General features: G+C 59.8%; 14 protein-coding genes and 1 pseudogene. 5 read left to right on the forward strand and 10 right to left on the reverse strand.

Going from position 1 to position 19022, the window contains the following annotated elements; translation table 11 throughout:
• Positions 1–47: 47 nt before the first annotated feature.
• Complete coding sequence (locus TAN611_RS03585; protein WP_160028447.1) at positions 48–662, reverse strand: LysE family translocator; 615 nt, start codon at positions 660–662, stop codon at positions 48–50.
• A 146-nt stretch (positions 663–808) separates the two neighbouring features.
• Between TAN611_RS03585 and TAN611_RS03590 the strand changes: the two genes are divergently transcribed.
• From TAN611_RS03590 to TAN611_RS03605, 4 genes are all read left to right on the forward strand, one after another.
• Positions 809–1579 (forward strand): threonine/serine exporter ThrE family protein, encoded by a 771-nt coding sequence (locus TAN611_RS03590; protein WP_238404506.1) that lies wholly within the window; start codon positions 809–811, stop codon positions 1577–1579.
• Positions 1570–2040 carry a threonine/serine exporter gene (locus tag TAN611_RS03595; protein ID WP_105229732.1) on the forward strand — a complete coding sequence of 157 codons (471 nt, stop codon included), beginning with the start codon at positions 1570–1572 and terminating at the stop codon, positions 2038–2040. Before TAN611_RS03590 ends, TAN611_RS03595 begins: the two co-directional genes overlap by 10 nt.
• Positions 2041–2272: 232 nt before the next feature.
• Positions 2273–2752 carry a type 3 dihydrofolate reductase gene (gene folA / locus TAN611_RS03600; RefSeq protein ID WP_172606351.1) on the forward strand — a complete coding sequence of 160 codons (480 nt, stop codon included), beginning with the start codon at positions 2273–2275 and terminating at the stop codon, positions 2750–2752.
• Positions 2753–2948: 196 nt separating this feature from the next.
• On the forward strand, positions 2949–4838 hold the full coding sequence (locus tag TAN611_RS03605) for a PhoX family phosphatase (RefSeq protein ID WP_203067300.1): 1890 nt from the start codon (positions 2949–2951) through the stop codon (positions 4836–4838).
• A gap of 93 nt (positions 4839–4931) precedes the next feature.
• On the opposite strand, the pseudogene apaH reads toward TAN611_RS03605, so the two are convergent.
• The 6 genes and pseudogenes from apaH to lptD form a co-directional block, all read right to left on the reverse strand.
• Positions 4932–5729: pseudogene (gene apaH, locus TAN611_RS03610) on the reverse strand (bis(5'-nucleosyl)-tetraphosphatase (symmetrical) ApaH); the annotation flags it as partial.
• A 1-nt stretch (position 5730) separates the two neighbouring features.
• Positions 5731–6108 (reverse strand): Co2+/Mg2+ efflux protein ApaG, encoded by a 378-nt coding sequence (gene apaG / locus TAN611_RS03615; RefSeq protein WP_105229736.1) that lies wholly within the window; start codon positions 6106–6108, stop codon positions 5731–5733.
• A 13-nt stretch (positions 6109–6121) separates the two neighbouring features.
• Positions 6122–6940: a 16S rRNA (adenine(1518)-N(6)/adenine(1519)-N(6))-dimethyltransferase RsmA gene (gene rsmA, locus TAN611_RS03620; protein ID WP_105229737.1), complete on the reverse strand. Its 819-nt coding sequence runs from the start codon at positions 6938–6940 to the stop codon at positions 6122–6124.
• Positions 6930–7922: a 4-hydroxythreonine-4-phosphate dehydrogenase PdxA gene (pdxA, locus tag TAN611_RS03625; protein WP_111737738.1), complete on the reverse strand. Its 993-nt coding sequence runs from the start codon at positions 7920–7922 to the stop codon at positions 6930–6932. The genes rsmA and pdxA overlap by 11 nt, the downstream gene beginning before the upstream one ends.
• Positions 7912–9210, reverse strand: coding sequence for a peptidylprolyl isomerase SurA (gene surA, locus TAN611_RS03630; RefSeq protein WP_105229739.1), 1299 nt, complete (start codon positions 9208–9210; stop codon positions 7912–7914). Before surA ends, pdxA begins: the two co-directional genes overlap by 11 nt.
• A gap of 66 nt (positions 9211–9276) precedes the next feature.
• Complete coding sequence (gene lptD / locus TAN611_RS03635; RefSeq protein WP_105229740.1) at positions 9277–11640, reverse strand: LPS assembly protein LptD; 2364 nt, start codon at positions 11638–11640, stop codon at positions 9277–9279.
• A gap of 228 nt (positions 11641–11868) precedes the next feature.
• Here lptD and djlA point away from each other — a divergent pair, with 228 nt between their 5' ends.
• On the forward strand, positions 11869–12696 hold the full coding sequence (gene djlA, locus TAN611_RS03640) for a co-chaperone DjlA (protein WP_105229741.1): 828 nt from the start codon (positions 11869–11871) through the stop codon (positions 12694–12696).
• A gap of 63 nt (positions 12697–12759) precedes the next feature.
• Here the strand turns inward: djlA and rluA are convergent, their stop codons facing one another.
• The 3 genes from rluA to TAN611_RS03655 form a co-directional block, all read right to left on the reverse strand.
• The gene (rluA, locus tag TAN611_RS03645) at positions 12760–13410 is read right to left on the reverse strand and encodes a bifunctional tRNA pseudouridine(32) synthase/23S rRNA pseudouridine(746) synthase RluA (RefSeq protein ID WP_105229742.1); all 651 of its coding nucleotides are present in this window, start codon (positions 13408–13410) and stop codon (positions 12760–12762) included.
• A 56-nt stretch (positions 13411–13466) separates the two neighbouring features.
• The gene (gene rapA / locus TAN611_RS03650) at positions 13467–16373 is read right to left on the reverse strand and encodes an RNA polymerase-associated protein RapA (protein ID WP_203067301.1); all 2907 of its coding nucleotides are present in this window, start codon (positions 16371–16373) and stop codon (positions 13467–13469) included.
• Positions 16374–16638: 265 nt separating this feature from the next.
• The gene (locus TAN611_RS03655; RefSeq protein ID WP_203067749.1) at positions 16639–18993 is read right to left on the reverse strand and encodes a DNA polymerase II; all 2355 of its coding nucleotides are present in this window, start codon (positions 18991–18993) and stop codon (positions 16639–16641) included.
• Positions 18994–19022 lie beyond the last annotated feature (29 nt).

Raw genomic sequence — 19022 nt, forward strand, 5'->3', positions numbered from 1 at the left:
TGAGCATGACGGAGGCTAGCCGGCAGCCCCCGTCTTTCCAAGGCGGTTTAGCTGAGCGCCACCTTAATGCCAAGAGCAATCAGCATGCCGCCGAGCAGTTTATCCACCACCTTCTGGGCTTTCTCCAGCCCGCGTCGTACCGGGCCGCTTTGAATCAGAAACACCAGCAGCGGCCACCACAGGACAGACAGCCCTAAAATAATCCCCGCGTACCACAGTTTCTCGCCGATCCCGGAATCTATCTGCAGCACTTGGGTAAACACCGCCAGGAAAAACAGCGTCGCCTTGGGGTTGAGCAGGTTGCACAGGTAGCCCTGTACGAAAGCGCTCTTCAGGCTGACCTGCTGCTGTGGCAGGTTGCCGACGTTCATCTTGCCGCCGCCGCGCGACAGCAGTGCCTGCACTCCGACCCAAATCAGATACGCCGCCCCGGCGTACTTCAGCAGATTGAACAGCCAGGGAGTGGTGGTAATCACTACCGCCAGCCCGGCGACGCAGTAGGACATATGGGTGGCGACGCCGCAGATAACGCCCAGCGCGGTGATCAGCGCGGGCAGCCGCTGATAGCGCGCCGCATTTTTAATCACCAGAAAGAAATCCGGCCCCGGCGACAGCATGCCCAGCGTGGCGATGCCGGCGACAAATAACGAGGTTTCAAGCATGTTCACAATCTCGGGAAAAAATGAGGACGGCATCGATAATAACGCCGCCGACCCTGATGCGCATCAATCCACCACCGCTATCTTCAGCAATATGATGAATATTCATGGAGCGGAGTGAGTGGGGCGATATGGGGCAGGAACATAACATGAGCAGGCAGCAGCAACGTGAAGTGACGCGCCTGTGCATCCAGTGCGGGCTGCTGCTGTTGCAGCACGGCGCGGAAAGCATGCTGGTGGAGCAGCTGTCCGGCCGTTTGGGCCTGGCGCTGGGGATGGAGCGGGTAGAAAGCTCGATCTCGGCGAATGCCATCGTCCTGACCACCATCAGCCACGGTGAGTGCCTGACCAGCACGCGTAAAAACGTCGACCGTGGCATCAATATGCAGATGGTGACCGAGGTACAGCATATCGTTATTTTGGCCGAGCACCGGCTGGCGGATGCGCAGGACGTCGCCAGACGCTTTGAAAAACTGCGGCCGCTGCGCTATCCGCGCCCGCTGGTGGTGCTGATGGTGGCGCTGTCCTGCGGCTGCTTCAGCATGCTGAACGGCGGCGGCCGGGACGCCTTTGCCGTGACCTTTATCGCCAGCGGTCTGGCGATGTGGGTGCGGCAGTGGCTGACGCAGCGGCAGATGAATCCGCTGATTAACTTTTGCCTGACGGCGTTTGTTGCCACCTCGGTATCCGGCCTATTGCTGCGCCTGCCGCTGTTTAGCCAGACGGCGGGCGTGGCGATGGCCGCCAGCGTGCTGTTGCTGGTGCCGGGTTTTCCGCTGATCAATGCGGTAGCAGATATGTTTAAAGGCCATGTGAACACCGGGCTGGCGCGCTGGGCGATGGCCAGCCTGCTGACGCTGGCGACCTGTATTGGCGTGGTGATGGCGATGTCGCTGTGGGGGCTGCGGGGATGGGCATAAGTTTGCTGTGGGCGCTGATGCAGGACATGCTGCTGGCCGCCGTACCGGCGCTGGGGTTCGCGATGGTGTTTAACGTGCCGCGCCGCGCGCTGCGCTATTGTGCGCTGCTGGGGGGCGTCGGGCACGGCACACGCATGTTGCTGATGTGGCTGGGGATGAATATTGAGTGGGCCTCTTTTTTGGCGGCGGTGCTGATCGGCATGCTCGGCATCTCCTGGTCGCGTTGGCTGCTGGCGCATCCCAAAGTCTTTACCGTGGCGGCGGTTATTCCGATGTTCCCCGGCATTCCGGCCTATACCGCGATGATCTCGGTGGTGGAGCTGTCCCATCAGGGCTACAGCGAGGTGCTGATGGGGGTAGTTGTCAGCCATTTTCTCAAGGCCTGCTTTATCGTCGGGGCGCTGTCGATTGGCCTGTCGCTACCGGGGCTGTGGTTATATCGTAAACGGCCCGGCGTTTAGTTTATTGTTCGGTGTCATTAGCGATTCTGATAAGAGCTGTCTTATATATTCATATTGCTTGTTTACCCTATCGACGGCCGATGGGGCTTTACGTATAGTGTGTCCAATTTGAGCGGCTGGCGCTTTTAAGCTTGAGCGACAGGGAATATAACTGGCCGATTGGCGGTGGTGTACCGCGTTGTCCTCAGCCTGCTACAGCATATCCATTAGGTTTATACAGGGTTAAATAATGATCATTAGCCTGATCGCTGCGTTGGCGGCGGATCGCGTAATCGGCATGGAAAACGCCATGCCGTGGCACCTGCCGGCGGATTTAGCGTGGTTTAAACGTAACACGCTGAATAAACCGGTCATTATGGGTCGTAAGACCTTTGAGTCGATTGGTCGTCCGCTGCCGGGCCGTCACAATATCGTGCTGAGCAGCCGGCCGGGCAGCGAAACCGGCGTCACCTGGGCGACCTCGCTGGACGAGGCCCTGGCGGCGGCCGGCAATGTGGAAGAAGTGATGATCATGGGCGGCGGGCATATCTATACCCAATTTCTGCCGCGCGCCGACCGCCTGTATCTGACGCATATTGATGCGGAGATCGGCGGCGATACCCACTTCCCCGATTATGAGCCTGACGAGTGGGAAACCTCGTTCAGCGAATTTCATGATGCGGATGCGCAAAACTCCCACAGCTACTGCTTTGAGATTTTAGAGCGCCGTTAATTCCCCGCCATCCGATGACTTCAGCAGCCAGGGCGCAATGTATTTGCGCCCTGGCTGGTTTTGGCGCGTAAATTTTTTGCCGTCCGTTGCTTGTAACATTTTCGTCACACTTCCTGATTAGTATGAAGCCCAACTTTGAGCGCCCGGCCACTCTGGTGACTTTGAACCGTGGCGTCAGCTAACAGGAAGCGAAATCATGACGAATAACATTGAGCAATTAAACGCCGACCGCCTGATCGATCCGACCCGTCGTAAACTGTTATTGGGCAGCGCCGGCGCGGTGGGGCTGGCGGGCTTTCTCGGCGGCGGGATTTGGTCGGTATCCGGCGATGCGCTGGCGGCGGACCTGCCGGTCAACAAGCTGTTGGGCTTCAAAGGCATTGCCGCTTCGACCGCGGACGATATTGCTATTGCCGAAGGCTATAACGCCGAGGTACTGATTTCCTGGGGCGAACCGCTGGTCGACGGCGCGGTGGCGTTCGATCCAAACGGCGGCAACAGCGCGGCCGAGCAGGAGAAACAGTTCGGCGACAATAATGACGGCATGAGCTTCTTCCCGATTGACGATAACCACGGCGTGATGGCGATTAATAACGAATACGTCAACGAGCAGTATCTGTTCGCCCACGGCGGCGACAAGGCCACCAGTCTGGAAGACGTGCGTAAGTCGCAGGCGGCGCATGGCGTGTCGATCGTGGCGGTCAAACGCGTCGGCGATACGCCGCGTTGGGAAGTGGAGCGCCCGTCGCGCTATAACCGCCGTATTACCGCCAATACGCAGATGCAGTTCAGCGGCCCGGCCGCCGGCCATCCGCTGCTGCAAACCGCCGCCGATCCGAGCGGCCGCAAGGTGCTGGGCACTTTTGGCAACTGCGCCAACGGCAAAACGCCGTGGGGCACCTACCTGACCTGTGAAGAAAACTTCGATACCTACTTCGGCACCCAACAGGCGGATTACCAGACCACGCCGGAGCAAAAGCGTTATACGCTGAAGGCTAACGAGCCGGAACGCAACTGGCCGGACTTTGACGAGCGCTTCGACGTGGCGAAGAACCCGAATGAATTTAACCGCCACGGCTGGATTGTGGAAATCGATCCGATGAACCCGACCTCTACGCCGATCAAACACACCGCGCTGGGGCGCTTCAAGCACGAGAACGCGGCGGTCACGGTGGCGAAAAACGGCCGCCTGGTGGTGTATATGGGGGATGACGAGCGCGGTGAGCATATCTATAAATATGTCTCCAAAGGTAAAGTGGACAACGCCAATCCGGCCAATAACCGCAGCCTGTTGGATGAGGGCACGCTGTTTGTGGCGCAGTTCGACGGCGATGCCAACGGCACGCCGCTGAAGGGAAAAGGGCGCTGGATCGCGCTGGAGTTCGGTAAAAACGGTCTGACGCCGGAAAACGGCTTCCGTGACGCTGCCGAAGTGCTGATTTTTGCCCGCAAGGCGGCGGCGCAGGTCGGCGCCACCAAGATGGACCGTCCTGAGTGGATCGCGGTGAACCCGCACGACGGGCGGGCTTACTGCACCCTGACCAACAACAGCAAACGCGGTGACGAAGGCATGCCGCTGAACCCGGCCAACCCGCGGCCGAAAAACATCTACGGCCAGATTATCCGCTGGGATGAGGGCGGCGACGCCACTGCGGAACACTTTTCCTGGGATATGTTTGCGCTGTGCGGCAACCCGATTGCCCACCCGGAAGGCATGTATCGCGGCACGCCGAATATTACCGCCGAGAATACCTTTAACAGTCCGGACGGGTTGGGGTTCGACAGCGCGGGACGGCTGTGGATCCTGACCGACGGGAAGTACAGCAATAAGGGCGACTATCAGGGGCAGGGGAACAACCAGATGCTGGTGGGGGATCCGCAGAGCGGTGAAATCCGCCGCTTTATGGTCGGGCCGAAATCCTGTGAACTGACCGGCGTCACCTTCGCCCAGGATTACAAAACGCTGTTCGTTAACGTTCAGCATCCGGGGGAAGAGGGGGATTCTCACTTCCCGCACAACAGCCCGCGGCCGCGTTCGTCGGTGATTATGATTACCCGTAAAGACGGCGGCGTGATCGGCGCCTGACATCGGGAAAAAGAAAAGGGCGGAATATTTTCCGCCCTCTCTTCAGGATGCCGCCAGTGTATCGCCGCCTTTCTCACTGCGTCGCGTCGACGGCTGAGTGAAGTAGCGTTTATCCTCCCAGCGCAGCATGGTCAGATCGCCCCCCCAGCAGCAGCCGGTATCCAGCGCGATGACGCCGTCCGGCGTGCCTTTGCCTTCCAGCGACGCCCAGTGGCCGAAAATAATGGTGTATTGTTCGTCCAGCAGTCGCGGCAGCTCAAACCAGGGCTTGAGCGGCGCAGGCGCGGTGCCGGGTGCGTCTTTGCTGATCATATCCAACTGGCCGTGCGGGAAACAGTAACGCATCCGCGTCAGCGCGTTGGTGCTAAAGCGCAGGCGGGCCAGACCGCTCAGCTGCGGCGTCCAGTTATTCGGCATATCGCCGTACATGGCGTCAAGGAACAGCGGATAGCTGTCGCTGCTGAGGACGGCTTCCACTTCGCGCGCGCACATTTTGGCGGTATCGAGATCCCACTGCGGCGTGATGCCGGCGTGAGCCATCACCAGTTTTTGCCGTTCATCAACCTGCAGCACCGGCTGACGGCGCAGCCAGTTGATCAGCTCATCCGCATCCGGCGCCTCCAGCAGGGGCGAAATGCGGTCTTTGGGCTTGTTGCGGCTGATGCCGGCATATACCGCCAGCAGATGCAGGTCATGATTGCCCAGCACCATGCGTACCGCCGGCCCGAGCGAGCGTACGTAGCGCAGCACCTCCAGCGAATCCGGGCCGCGGGCCACCAGATCGCCGGTTAACCACAGCGTGTCCTGCTGCGGGTCGAAAGAAACCTGGGCTAATAGCGACTGCAGTTCATCGAAACAGCCATGAACGTCGCCGATAAGATATGTCGACATGTTAGTGAATCAGCGTTGGGATGGCTAAGCGAAAGACCGGAATCGCAGTGCGGAACGGCTGACCCAGGTGGTCAACCATTTCATAGTGGCCTTCCATGGTGCCCAGCGGCGTTTCAAGCACCGCGCCGCTGGTATATTGGAATTCACCGCCGGGCAGGATCAGCGGCTGTTCGCCGACGACGCCTTCGCCCTGAACTTCGGTTTGGCGGCCGTTGGCGTTGGTGATCAGCCAGTAACGGCCCAGCAGCTGCACGTTGAAACGCCCCAGGTTGCGAATGGTAATGGTATAGGCAAAGACATAGCGTTCCTCCTCAGGCAGAGACTGGGATTCCACATACAGACTTTGCACCTGAATACATACGCGGGGTGAATCAATCATGACCACTTACTCCTTACTGCTGCGGCGCCGGATTGGCCGATAGCCAGTTTGCCAGCTTACAGTACTGCGCCACAGAAATATTTTCTGCTCTCAATGCCGGATCGACCCCCAGCTCGCTCAGCTGCTCCGGGGTAAACAAATCGCCCAGGCTGTTGCGGATGGTTTTGCGGCGTTGGTTGAAGGCCTGGGTGGTAATGCGGCTCAGCATGCGCACATCGTCGACCGGGTGCGGCATCTCGCGGTGCGGCACCAGACGCACCACGGCGGAGTCGACCTTCGGCGGCGGCGCGAAGGCGGTCGGCGGGACTTCCAGCACCGGGATGACGTTGCAGTAGTATTGCGCCATCACCGATAAACGGCCGTACGCCTTGCTGTTCGGGCCGGCAACCAGGCGGTTGACCACCTCTTTTTGCAACATAAAATGCATGTCGCGGATAGCCTGAGTATAGCTGAAAAGGTGGAACATCAGCGGGGTGGAGATGTTGTACGGCAGGTTGCCGAACACCCGCAGCGGCTGGCCCGCCTGCTCGGCCATTTCGGCGAAATCCACCGTCATGGCGTCCTGCTGACGAATGGTCAGTTTGTCTTTCAGCTGCGGGTGGCTTTCCAGGCGTGCCGCCAGATCGCGGTCCAGCTCCACTACCGTCATGCGGTCCATACGCGCGCCGACCGGTTCGGTCAGGGCGCCAAGGCCGGGGCCGATTTCTACCACGGCTTCGCCCGGCTGGGGATGAATGGCCGAGACGATGCTATCGATGACAAACTGATCGGTTAAAAAGTTTTGTCCAAAGCGTTTGCGGGCAAAATGCCCTTGGTGGACTCTATTGTTCATTACAGTTATTTATCATTTTAATGGCGAGATTTAAGGCGGTTTTAAAACTGCCCACATCGGCGGTACCGGTGCCGGCCAGTTCCAGCGCGGTGCCGTGATCCACCGAGGTACGAATAAACGGCAGGCCGAGGGTGATATTCACCGCGCGGCCAAACCCTTGGTATTTTAGCACCGGCAGCCCCTGATCGTGATACATCGCCAGCACTGCATCGGCATGTTGCAGATATTTGGGCTGGAACAGCGTATCGGCCGGTAACGGCCCGATCAGGTTAATGCCGCGTTCGCGCAGCGTTTCAAGCGCCGGAATAATGACGTCCAGCTCTTCACGGCCCATATGGCCGCCTTCTCCCGCGTGCGGGTTCAGCCCGCAGACGTAGATGTGCGGCTGCGCGATGCCGAATTTGGTTTTTAAATCATGGTCGAGAATGGTGATGACTTCGTGCAGGCTCTGCTCGCTGATGGCGCCCGGCACCGCCAGCAGCGGCAGGTGGGTGGTCGCCAGCGCGACGCGCAGCTCTTCGGTCGCCAGCATCATCACCACCCGATCGCAGTGGCTGCGATCGGCAAAAAATTCTGTGTGGCCGCTGAACGGCACGCCGGCGTCGTTGATGACGCCCTTGTGTACCGGCCCGGTAATCAGCGCGGCGAATTCGCCGTTCAGGCAGCCGTCGCAGGCGCGCGCCAGGGTATCCACCACATAAGCGCTGTTGGCGACGTTGAGCTGGCCGCAGACCGTCGTCTCTGCCAGCGTAACCGGCAGCACCGTCAGCGTCGCGGCAGCCTGCGGCTGCGCCGGCGCGTCCGGCTGATAGTCGCGTAACGTCAGCGGCAGCCGTAGCTGCCGCGCGCGTTCAATCAACAGGGCCGGATCGGCGCAGACAACCAGTTCAACGGGCCACGCCTGTTGCGCCAGTGCTACGACCAAATCCGGCCCCACCCCGGCAGGTTCGCCGGGGGTTATCACGATACGTTTATTGTGCATTGCTGCCATCAAGAATTTTGACATAGGCGGCGGCGCGCTGTTCCTGCATCCAGGTCTGCGCTTCTTCAGCAAACTTGCGGTTGAACAGCATGCGGTAGGCGCGCTCTTTTTGCGCCGCGTCGGTTTTGTCCACCTTGCGGGTATCCACCAGCTGAATCAGGTGCCAGCCGAAGGAGGAGTGCACCGGCTTGCTGATTTCGCCTTTTTTCAGCTTCAGCAGCGCATCGCGGAACGCCGGATCGTAGATATCCGGTGATGCCCAGCCCAGATCGCCGCCCTGCAGGGCAGAGCCAGGATCCTGCGACAGCTGTTTGGCCTCGTCGGAGAATTTTGCTTTACCGCTGGCGATCGCCGCAGCGACTTCCTGCAGTTTGGTGCGAGCCTGATCGTCGGTCATTACCACGGACGGCTTCAGCAGAATATGGCGTGCGTGCACTTCGGTCACGGAAATAGACTGGTTGGCGCCGCGGACATCATTCACTTTCAGGATGTGGAAACCCACGCCGGAGCGGATCGGGCCGACGATATCGCCTTTCTTGGCGGTGACCAGACGCTCTGCGAACAGCGTCGGGATCTCCTGCAGTTTACCCCAGCCCATATTGCCGCCTTTCAGCGCCTGCGAGTCGGCGGAGTAGGTGATCGCCAGTTTGCCGAAGTCGGCGCCGCTGTTGATTTCGCCCACCAGGCGTTTCGCCAGCGTTTCCGCTTCATCAACCTGCTGCTGCGACGGGTTTTCCGGCAGCGGGATCAGGATGTGGCTGATGTTCATTTCGGTATCGCTGCCGTTCTGCGCGCCGACCTGTTTGGCCAGAGAATCCACTTCCTGCGGCAGAATAGTGACGCGGCGGCGAACTTCGTTGTTACGCACTTCGGTGATCAGCATCTCTTTGCGGATCTGCGAACGGTAGGTGTTGTAGTTCAGGCCTTCGTACGCCAGACGGCTGCGCAGCTGATCCGGCGTCATACGGTTTTGCGCCGCGATATTGGCGATAGCCTTGTCCAGATCGGCATCGTTGACGTTGATGCCCATCTTTTGCGCCATCTGCAGCTGGATGTTATCCATGATCAGGCGCTCAACGATCTGATGGCGCAGCGTTTTATCATCCGGCAGCTGTTGCCCGGCCTGTTGGGCATTGAGTTTGACCGACTGCAGTAAACCATTGACGTCGCTTTCAAGTACTACGCCGTTATCCACGACGGCGGCGACTTTATCAACTTCTTGGGGTGCAGCGAACGCGGTATTGGCGCAGACCACCAATCCGAGAATAAGCGTTCTCCAGTTATTCATACATTTCCCATTATGTAATCCGCAAGTGCGGGTTAAAGTTCTCGTTTTTCAAAGCATTACAAAGCATCAGAACGCGCGCTGGTAAGGCAGAATGCCTGAGCGCAGCATTTCGCTAGTGCCAAGGCTGTGGTCGCTGCTCAGACCGCGAAGTTCGATGTTGAATGAAACTTTGTTGTCATATTTGCTGGTCTGGTTGCCGCGATCCCAGTCGGTGATCTTGCGCTCATAACCGATGTTAACCGCCCAGCAGCAGGTGTTATAACGCAGGCCGACCAGCTGATCGGCGGACTGTTGCGCACGGGTATCATAGTAATACGCGCCAACCACGGCCCAACGGTCGGCAATCGGCCAGCTGGCGGTGACGCCCACCTGCGAGATACCGTCCTGATAGCCAGGGCTGGTGACCTGCGGCAGAGTGGCCTGAATATATTCCGGGCTGGCGTAGCGGTAGTTCAGCTGCACCATGCGTTCGCCGTCCTGACGGTACTCCAGCACCGCGTCGCCCAGGGCTACGCTGTCGAGGCGCGTATCGTACTGTACGCCGCCGCGCAGGCCCCAGCGATCGTCGATCTTCCAATAGGTGTCGCCGGCCCATACCACGCTGCCGGTGTCATCATTCTTGTCGTAATCGGAGTTGCTGTCTCCGGTACGCGAACGGCTGAAGTAATAGATTTGACCCACGGAAACGTTGAAACGTTCAACCAGCGCGTCATCATAAATGCGCGAGGTCAAACCGGTCGCCAGACGGTTCTGCGAAGCGATACGGTCCAGGCCGCTGTAGCTGCGGTCGCGGAACAGGCCGGAGTAGTCGGTCTGCAGCAGCGTTGAGTCGTAGGAATAGATGTTGCTCTGGTCGCGGTATGGCACATACAGGTACTGCATGCGCGGCTCCAGCGTCTGGGTATAGCCTTGCGCCCAGTCCATATTGCGGTCGAACACCATTTTACCGTCGACCTTGAACTGCGGCATTACGCGGTTGACGGAGTCGTCCAGTTCCGGCGCGTCGCGGCCGTTACGGCTTTTATAGTTGGCCTTGAAGCCGTCCGGGATATCCTGCTGATAGTGGGTCGCCAGCAGTTTGACTTCGCTGTTCAGCGAGCCCCAGCCGTTGGTCATCGGCAGGCTCAGCGTCGGCTCCAGGTGCAGACGGGTGGCGTCCGGGCTGTACGGGTTGATATTGACGAACTTCGCCGCCTGACCGTACACGCGCAGATCGAACGGCCCCAGATCGTTTTTGTAGTAGTTCAGATCGATCTGCGGCAGCACCTTGTAGGACTCGGTGCTGGTACGGTTGACGTCGTCATAGATCTGGAACTGCTTGGAAGCGATGGTGGCGTCGAAGTTTTCATCGGCGTAACCGGCGCTGAATTTCTGCGTGGCGTAGCCGTCGGTGGTGGAACCGTATTGGGAGTCCAGATCGTTGAAATACTGCGAGTCGCTGACTTTGGTGTAGTCAACGTTGAAACGCCACACCTGATCCATCACGCCGTTGTGGTTCCAGTAGAACAGCCAACGGGTGTCGTCATCCTGCGGATGATCCTTGTTGTACTCGTTATCGCTCGGCAGCCAGTCCAGTTCGATGGTGCCCATGCCCGGCTGGGTCAGGTAGCGGAATTCGTTCTGCCACTGCAGGCCGCGTTTGGTCATATAGTGCGGCGTGATGGTGGCGTCGAAGTTAGGCGCAATATTCCAGTAATACGGCAGCATAAATTCGAAGCCGTTGTTACTGCCGTATTTCGCATTCGGGATCAGGAAGCCGGAGCGGCGCTTGTCGCCCACCGGCAGCTGCAGATACGGGCTGTAGAACACCGGAACGCCGGCGATTTTAAAGCGCGCGTTCCAGATTTCCGCCACCTGTTCTTCGCGGTCGTGAATGACTTCGGAACCGACCACGCTCCAGCTGTTGTCGCCCGGCAGACAGGAGGTGAAAGAGCCGTTTTCCAGAATGGTGTAACGGTTCTGGCCGCGCATCTTCATTTTGTCTGCGTCGCCGCGCCCCTGACGGCCGACCATCTGATAGTCGCCCTGATAGACGTCGGTGTCTTTGGTATTCAGGTTTGACCAGGCCTTCGGCCCTTTCAGTTTGATCTGGTTATCGTCATAGTGCACGTCGCCGGTGGCGGTGACGGTGCGTACCGGATCGTTCTTACCGGCGGCCTGCACCTGGTTAAGTTCTACCTGTTTGGCGGTCAGCGTGCTGTTGCCCTGTTCGATCTTGACGTTGCCGCTGAAGACGGCGTTGCCTTGATCGGCACGGGAATCATCAGAGTTGATGGTGACCGGCAGGGAATTGGGATCGCCGCTGACAAGCGGTTTATCATAAGTCGGTACGCCGAGCATGCACTGCTCGGCGAGATCGGCCAGCGCGTGCTGACTGTAAAGTGCCGTCCAAATCATTGTGGCCAGCAGTGTTGGGAAACTTTTTTTCATACGCGGTTTTGGTGTTCCGTCATCAGAGGCGTCATGTCCGGCAAACGGTCAGAGACTATATCACTCATCTACGTTGCGCTACTGTTAAATCCTGCCGTTTCACTGCTCTGTTGTTAGGTGCTGCAGTAAATGACAGGTATGATAATCGAAATCTTGGGAAAAATCGCCTAACCCTTAGCTGATTACGGCGACGGGCAGCGTGCTGAAAGTAATATAATTGAGGAGTATATGCAGTATTGGGGAAAACTGCTCGGAGTCATTGTCGCCGTTTGGGCTGGCGCGGGCTTCTGGGGCGTAGTTTTGGGGCTGATTATCGGCCATATGATCGATACTGCGCGTAACAATAAGCGCAGCCGGGGCTTTTTCGCCGGTCAGCAAACGCGGCAAACGCTGTTTTTCCGCACCACTTTTCAGGTCATGGGGCACCTTACCAAATCAAAAGGGCGCGTGACCGAAGCCGATATTCAGGTCGCCAGCCTGTTTATGGATCGCATGCAGCTGCATGGCGAATCGCGCACCGCGGCGCAGCAGGCGTTCCGCGAGGGCAAGGAGAGCCATTTCCCGCTGCGTGAGTCGCTGCAGCAGTTCCGCAGCATCTGTTTCGGTCGTTTCGACCTGATTCGGATGTTTCTGGAAATTCAGATCCAGGCGGCCTTTGCCGACGGCTCATTGCACCCTAATGAACGCCAGGTGCTGTATGTGATCGCCGAAGAGCTGGGGATTTCGCGCGCGCAGTTTGACCAGTTCCTGCGCATGATGGAAGGCGGCCAGCAGTTTGGCGGCGGTTACCAGCAACAGGGCGGTTATTCGCACGGCGGCTACCAGCAGGCGCAGCGTGGCCCGACGCTGGAAGACGCTTGTAAGGTGCTGGGGGTCAACAGCAGCGACGACGCGGCAACCATCAAGCGTGCCTACCGTAAGCTGATGAGCGAGCACCATCCGGATAAGCTGGTGGCGAAGGGGCTGCCGCCGGAAATGATGGAAATGGCCAAGCAGAAGGCGCAGGAAATTCAGTCGGCGTACGATCTGATCAAGCGCGAGAAAGGCTTCAAGTAAGGTATGCCTGCAGGTTTCCCGGCAAGGGCGTCATTGGGCCGTTGCCGTGGAAGCCGTACAGCGTCAGAAATCTGCTTCGGCGCGAAAGTGCATCGGCGTCTGAAATACCGGATGGGTGATGCGTAGCTCCTGTGCGTGCAGCTGCAGACGCGACGCCATGGCTTTGGCCGCCGGCGGCGCGTAAAAGCCGTCGCCGAGGATCGGATGGCCGAGCGCCAGCATATGCACCCGTAGCTGGTGCGAACGCCCGGTGATCGGCGTCAGCAGCACCCGGGTGCTGCCGTCGGCGTCGCGCGACAGCACCCGGTATTCCGTTTGCGCCGCCTTGCCGGTTTCAAAACACACCTTTTGCAGCGGGCGATTCGGCCAGTCGCAAATCAGCGGTAAATCCACCAATCCTTCATCCTGCGCCAGATGCCCCCATACGCGGGCAATGTAGGATTTTTTCGGCTCGCGTTCGCGGAACTGACGTTTGAGTTCGCGCTCCGCCGCTTTGTTCAACGCCACGACGATCACGCCGCTGGTGGCCATATCCAGCCGGTGCACCGATTCGGCCTCGGGAAAATCGGCCTGAATGCGTGTCATCAGGCTGTCTTTGTTTTCCGGCGCCCGCCCCGGCACCGACAGCAGGCCGCTGGGTTTGTTGACCACGATAATATGCGCATCCTGATACAGGATGTGCAGCGGGTCGGTAGGGGGATTGTAGGGTTCCATGTTGGCTCCGCGGAGAAAGGCCGAACGGGGAGCTTGTGCTCCCCGTGCATCGCCGGTTATTGGTGAGTGACAACCACCAGACGAATGGCGTCCAGACGCCAGCTGGCGTCGTTAAGGTTTGCCAGCACCTGCTTACGGTTGAACTCCAGCGTTTCGACTTCGTCGTCGCGGATGTTCGGGTTGACCGCCTTCAGCGCTTCCAGACGCGCCAATTCGTTGCTCAGCTTATCGTCGGCCTCTTGTTTGGCCTGCTCGATCAGCGTACGCGCCTCGGCTTCCACCAGGCTTTCCGCCTGCTGCAGCATGGCGTGTACATCCTGCTGGACGGCGTTGACCAGCTTGCTGGAGGTATGGCGGTTAACGGCGTTCAGCTGGCGGTTAAAGCTTTCAAATTCCACCTGCCCCGCCAGATTGGTGCCTTTGCGGTCCAGCAGCATGCGGATCGGCGTTGGCGGCAGGAAGCGCGTCAGCTGCAGATGCTTCGGCGCCTGCGCTTCGACTACGTACACCAGCTCCGCCAGCAGCGTACCGACCGGCAGCGCCTTGTTCTTCAGCAGCGACAGCGCGCAGCTGCCGGTATCGCCGGAGACGATCAGGTCCAGTCCGTTGCGGATAATCGGATGTTCCCAGCTGACGAACTGCGCGTCTTCACGCGACAGCGCCTGCTCACGATCGAAAGTCACGGTGCAGCCGTCCTGCGGCAGGCCCGGGAAATCCGGCACCAGCATATGGTCGGACGGCGTCAGCACGATCAGGTTATCGCTGCGGTCTTCCTGATTGATACCGACAATATCAAACAGGTTCAGCGCGAAGCTCACCAGATTGACGTCGTTGTCCTGTTCGGCGATGGCGTCCGCCAGCGCCTGCGCTTTGTCGCCGCCGTTGGAGTGCATCTCCAGCAGACGGTCGCGTCCCTGTTCCAACTGGGCTTTCAGCTGGTCATGCTGCTGGCGGCACTCGTGGATAAACTCGTCCAGCCCGGCCTGCTCGGTCGGTGCGGCGAGGTAGCCGATCAGGCGCTCGTAGCTGCTGTCATAGATGGTGCGGCCGGTCGGGCAGGTGTGTTCAAAGGCGTCCAGGCCTTCATGGAACCAGCGTCCCAGCACCGCCTGCGCGGTGTTTTCCAGATACGGCACCATGATCTGAATATCGCGCTGCTGGCCGATACGGTCCAGACGGCCGATGCGCTGCTCCAGCAGATCCGGGTTGAACGGCAGATCGAACATCACCAGCTGGCTGGCGAACTGGAAGTTGCGTCCTTCAGAGCCGATTTCAGAGCACAGCAGCACCTGGGCGCCGTCCTCTTCGGAAGCGAAGTAGGCGGCCGCCCGATCGCGTTCGATGATGCTCAGCCCTTCGTGGAACACCGCGGCGCGGATGGCTTCCCGCTCGCGCAGCACCTGTTCCAGCTGCAGGGCGGTGGTCGCCTTGGCGCAGATCACCAGCACTTTTTCATGGCGGTTGGCGATCAGGTAGTTCAGCAGCCACTCAACGCGCGGGTCAAAGTTCCACCAGGTGGCGTTTTCGCCCTCAAACTCCTGATAGATCTGCTCCGGGTACAGCATGTCGCGCGCGCGGGCTTCCAGGCTCTTTTTCGCGCCCATGATGCCGGACACTTTGATCGCCGTCTGGTACTGGTCAGGCAGCGGCAGCTTGATCTGGTGCAGGTTACGGTGTGGGAAGCCTTTGACGCCATGGCGGGTGTTGCGGAACAGCACGCGGCTGGTGCCGTGGCGGTCCATCAGCATGGTCACCAGCTCCTGACGAGCGGACTCGCTGTTTTCGCCGTCGCCGTTGGCCGCTTTCAGCAGCGGTTCGATATCCTGCTCTTCGATCAGCTCGCCCAGCAGGTTCAGTTTGTCGTTGGCCAGATGCTCACCGCTCAGCAGCAGGGTGACGGCGTCGGCCACCGGACGGTATTTTTGCTGTTCGGTGACGAACTCCTGATAGTCGTGGAAACGGTTCGGATCCAGCAGGCGCAGGCGGGCGAAGTGGCTCTGTTGCCCCAGCTGTTCCGGCGTTGCCGTCAGCAGCAGTACGCCGGGGGTATGTTCCGCCAGCTGCTCGATGACCTGGTATTCGCGGCTCGGGGCGTCCTCGCTCCAGGCCAGGTGGTGGGCTTCATCGACCACCAGCAGGTCCCACTGGGCGTCGGACAGCTCTTCCAGGCGCTGTTTGTTGCGGCGCACAAAGTCCAGCGAGCAGATCACCAGCTGTTCGGTTTCGAACGGGTTGCTGCTGTCGAGCTTGGCTTCGGCGTAGCGGCTGTCGTCGAACAGCGAGAAGTACAGATTGAAGCGGCGCATCATCTCCACCAGCCACTGATGCTGCAGCGTTTCCGGCACCACGATCAGCACGCGCTCGGCGCGGCCGGCCAGCAACTGCTGGTGGATAATCATGCCGGCTTCGATGGTTTTGCCCAGGCCGACTTCGTCCGCCAGCAATACGCGCGGCGCATGGCGCTGGCCCACTTCATAGGCGATGTGCAGCTGGTGCGGGATCAGGCTGGCGCGCATGCCGCGCAGGCCGGCGAACGGCAGACGATACTGCTCGCTGAGGTATTTGCGCGCGCGGAAGCGCAGCGCGAAACGATCCATACGGTCAATCTGACCGGCGAACAGGCGGTCCTGCGGTTTGCTGAAGGTGAGCTTGCTGTCCAGCAGCACTTCACGCATCGCCACGCCGCTTTCCTGCGTGTCCGTGCGGGTGCCGATATAGGTCAGCAGCCCGTTGTCCTCTTTCACTTCCTCTACCTGAAGCTGCCAGCCTTCATGGCTGGTGATGGTATCGCCCGGGTTAAACATCACGCGGGTGATGGGTGAATCATTTCTGGCGTAGAGACGGTTTTCACCGGTGGCGGGGAAAAGCAGGGTGATCATGCGCGCATCCAGCGCCACGACGGTTCCCAGACCTAATTCGCTTTCCGTATCGCTGATCCAGCGTTGACCAAGAGTAAAAGGCATATATTATCGGCTCGATTCTTTTAAGTAAGTCTTCTCGCTGCGGCGCAGCGCCTGTTCATACCCGTTTATTCTGATTGGGCGGGCAATAGCTGTTCACTCCATGCGGACGTCGCAAGACGGCATGGTCAGTGGTTAAGAATTTGGGAAGGGCGCTATGGTAATGGAAGGCGGCGCGTTCGTCACCTGCAAAACCGGAGGAATTTTATCTTCCCGCATTCTGTCCTAACACGCCCGTTCCGTGGGGTTTTCCCGATCCGTGCTGGGATCAAAACAATCCCATCTGCCCGGTAACCAGGGTGGTAAAATCATCGTGCAGGAAGGGAAGTATAGCGTCTGCCACCGGTTGCAGCTGGCGCTCCAGGTAATGTTGGTAGTCGAGCGGCGAACTTTGCGTTTCCAGCGGCTCCGGCCCGGCCAGGGTGATCACATAGCTGATCCAGCCGCCGTTTTGGTACTGCAGCGGGCGGCCCTGCCGGCGGTTATAGTCGTCGGCGATGCGCGCCGCCCGGACGTGTGGCGGCACGTTGCGCTGATAGTCGTCCAACTGGCGCCGCAGGCGTTTGCGGTATACCAGCTGATCGTCGAATTCGCCGGCCAGCGTTTTGGCGACGTAGTCGCGCACAAAGTCCTGATACGGCTGGCGCAGGAAAATACGCTGATACAGCTGCTGCTGGAACTGCTGCGCCAGCGGCGTCCAGTCGGTGCGCACCGTTTCCAGCCCTTTATACACCATCTGCGGTTCGGCGCCGGGCCTGGCGATCAGGCCGGCATAGCGTTTTTTACTGCCCTGTTCCGCGCCGCGGATGGTGGGCATCAGAAAGCGGCTGTAGTGGGTTTCAAACTCCAGCTCCAGCGCGCTGGTCAGCCGGTAGTTCTGCTGCAGATGCTGTTGCCACCACTGATTGACATATTGCACCAGCTCGCGGCCGATCTGCGTCGCCTGCTGTTCGTCGTGCGCCTGTTTCAGCCAGACGAAGGTGGAGTCGGTATCGCCGTAAATTACCTGATAGCCGCGGGCTTCGATCAGTTCCCGGGTTTGCCGCATGATCTCATGGCCGCGCAGGGTGATCGATGACGCCAGCCGGGGATCGAAGAAGCGGCAGCCGCTGGCGCCAAGCACGCCGTAGAAGGCGTTCATAATTATTTTCAACGCCTGCGACAGCGGCTTGTTGTGCTGTTGTTTCGCCTGTTCGCGCCCCTGCCAGATCTGGCTGACGATCGCCGGCAGGCTGTGTTTGCTGCGTGAGAAGCGCGCGTTGCGAAAGCCGGGCACCGAATCGGCATCGTCCGGGTGCAGCATGCCCTCCACCAGCCCGACCGGGTCAATCAGGAAAGTACGGATGATCGAGGGGTACAGGCTTTTGTAATCCAGCACCAGCACCGAGTCGTACAGGCCGGGCTGTGAATCCATCACGAAGCCGCCGGGGCTGTGCTCTTCCGGCAGTTCGCCGAGGTTGGGCGCCACATAGCCCTGGCGATGCATGCGCGGCATATACAGATGGCTGAAGGCCGCTACCGAACCGCCGCTGCGGTCCGCCGCCAGCCCGGTGACGGTGGCGCGCTCCAGTAAGAAGGGCAGCAGTTCGGTGGCGGCGAAAATCCGCGTCACCAGTTCGCAGTCTTTCAGGTTATAGCGCGCCAGCGCCGGTTTATCTTCGGCAAACTGCCGGTCGATTTCCGCCATGCGCTGATAGGGATTATCGATGGACTTGCCTTCTCCCAGCAGGGTCTGCGCCACGTATTCCAGGCTGAAGGAGGGGAAGTTCCAGGTGGCGGACTTCAGCGCTTCAATACCGTCGATAATCAGCCGGCCGGCGGCGGAGCAAAAGAAGTGGTTTTGTTTAAAGCCGTGTTCGCGCCACTCCAGCGGGCTGCCGCCGCGGCCGAAAAGCAGCGGGATCTGGTAGCGTTCGGCGTGTTTTTGCAGCACGCGCAAATCAAACTGGATCAGGTTCCAGCCGATGATGGCGTCCGGATCGTGGCGCTCCAGCCACTGGTTCAGGCGCTCCAGCAGCTGCGGCCGGCTGGTGCAGTACTCCAGTGCGAAATCCAGCGGTTCGCTGCCGCCGTTGGGCGGGCCGAGCATATACACCTGCCGCTGGCCGCAGCCTTCCAGCGCAATGGAGTACAGTTCGCCGTGGGCGGTGGTCTCAATATCCAGCGATGCCAGTTTCAGCTGCGGACGGTAGTCCGGCGCCGGCTTCATCTGGCCGTTAAGCCATACGCCGTCGCCGCCGGAGCGCCCGCTGAACCAGACCGGCGCGGTGATAAAGCGCTCCATCAGATAGCGCTCCGGCGGACGGATATCGGCCTCATAGACGCTGACGCCGTTCTCCTTCAGCACTTTTTCCAGCTTGATCAGCTGACGATGCTGGCGGCAATACAGCCCCAGCACCGGTCGGGCGTGAAAATCCTGCAGCGGCAACGCTTTCAGCTCCCAGTGCCGTTCGCCGCGCAGCAGCAGTTCCGCCCGCTGGCGCTGCTCTGCGGGAATAAACGCTACCGAGGTCTGCGGCGGCAGGCGCAGCCGTTGCGGGCCGCGATCCGTCGCCAGCCAGAATTCGACTTCGGTGCCGGCTGGCGTATCGCGCCAGTGGCGGGTGAGCAGGAAACCCTGCATCGGGGATGCGGCGTTATCGTTCAAGGCGG

Source organism: Serratia sp. Tan611 (assembly GCF_905188235.1).
Taxonomy (GTDB): Bacteria; Pseudomonadota; Gammaproteobacteria; order Enterobacterales; family Enterobacteriaceae; genus Serratia_B; species Serratia_B rhizosphaerae.

Bases quoted from the DNA above. Each gene is read 5' to 3' on its own strand.
- TAN611_RS03585 (WP_160028447.1), bottom strand. From the start codon at position 662: ATGCTTGAAACCTCGTTATTTGTCGCCGGCATCGCCACGCTGGGCATG.
- TAN611_RS03590 (WP_238404506.1), top strand. From the start codon at position 809: ATGAGCAGGCAGCAGCAACGTGAAGTGACGCGCCTGTGCATCCAGTGC.
- TAN611_RS03595 (WP_105229732.1), top strand. From the start codon at position 1,570: ATGGGCATAAGTTTGCTGTGGGCGCTGATGCAGGACATGCTGCTGGCC.
- TAN611_RS03605 (WP_203067300.1), top strand. From the start codon at position 2,949: ATGACGAATAACATTGAGCAATTAAACGCCGACCGCCTGATCGATCCG.
- apaG (WP_105229736.1), bottom strand. From the start codon at position 6,108: ATGATTGATTCACCCCGCGTATGTATTCAGGTGCAAAGTCTGTATGTG.
- rsmA (WP_105229737.1), bottom strand. From the start codon at position 6,940: ATGAACAATAGAGTCCACCAAGGGCATTTTGCCCGCAAACGCTTTGGA.
- pdxA (WP_111737738.1), bottom strand. From the start codon at position 7,922: ATGCACAATAAACGTATCGTGATAACCCCCGGCGAACCTGCCGGGGTG.
- surA (WP_105229739.1), bottom strand. From the start codon at position 9,210: ATGAATAACTGGAGAACGCTTATTCTCGGATTGGTGGTCTGCGCCAAT.
- lptD (WP_105229740.1), bottom strand. From the start codon at position 11,640: ATGAAAAAAAGTTTCCCAACACTGCTGGCCACAATGATTTGGACGGCA.
- djlA (WP_105229741.1), top strand. From the start codon at position 11,869: ATGCAGTATTGGGGAAAACTGCTCGGAGTCATTGTCGCCGTTTGGGCT.
- rluA (WP_105229742.1), bottom strand. From the start codon at position 13,410: ATGGAACCCTACAATCCCCCTACCGACCCGCTGCACATCCTGTATCAG.
- rapA (WP_203067301.1), bottom strand. From the start codon at position 16,373: ATGCCTTTTACTCTTGGTCAACGCTGGATCAGCGATACGGAAAGCGAA.
- TAN611_RS03655 (WP_203067749.1), bottom strand. From the start codon at position 18,993: ATGCAGGGTTTCCTGCTCACCCGCCACTGGCGCGATACGCCAGCCGGC.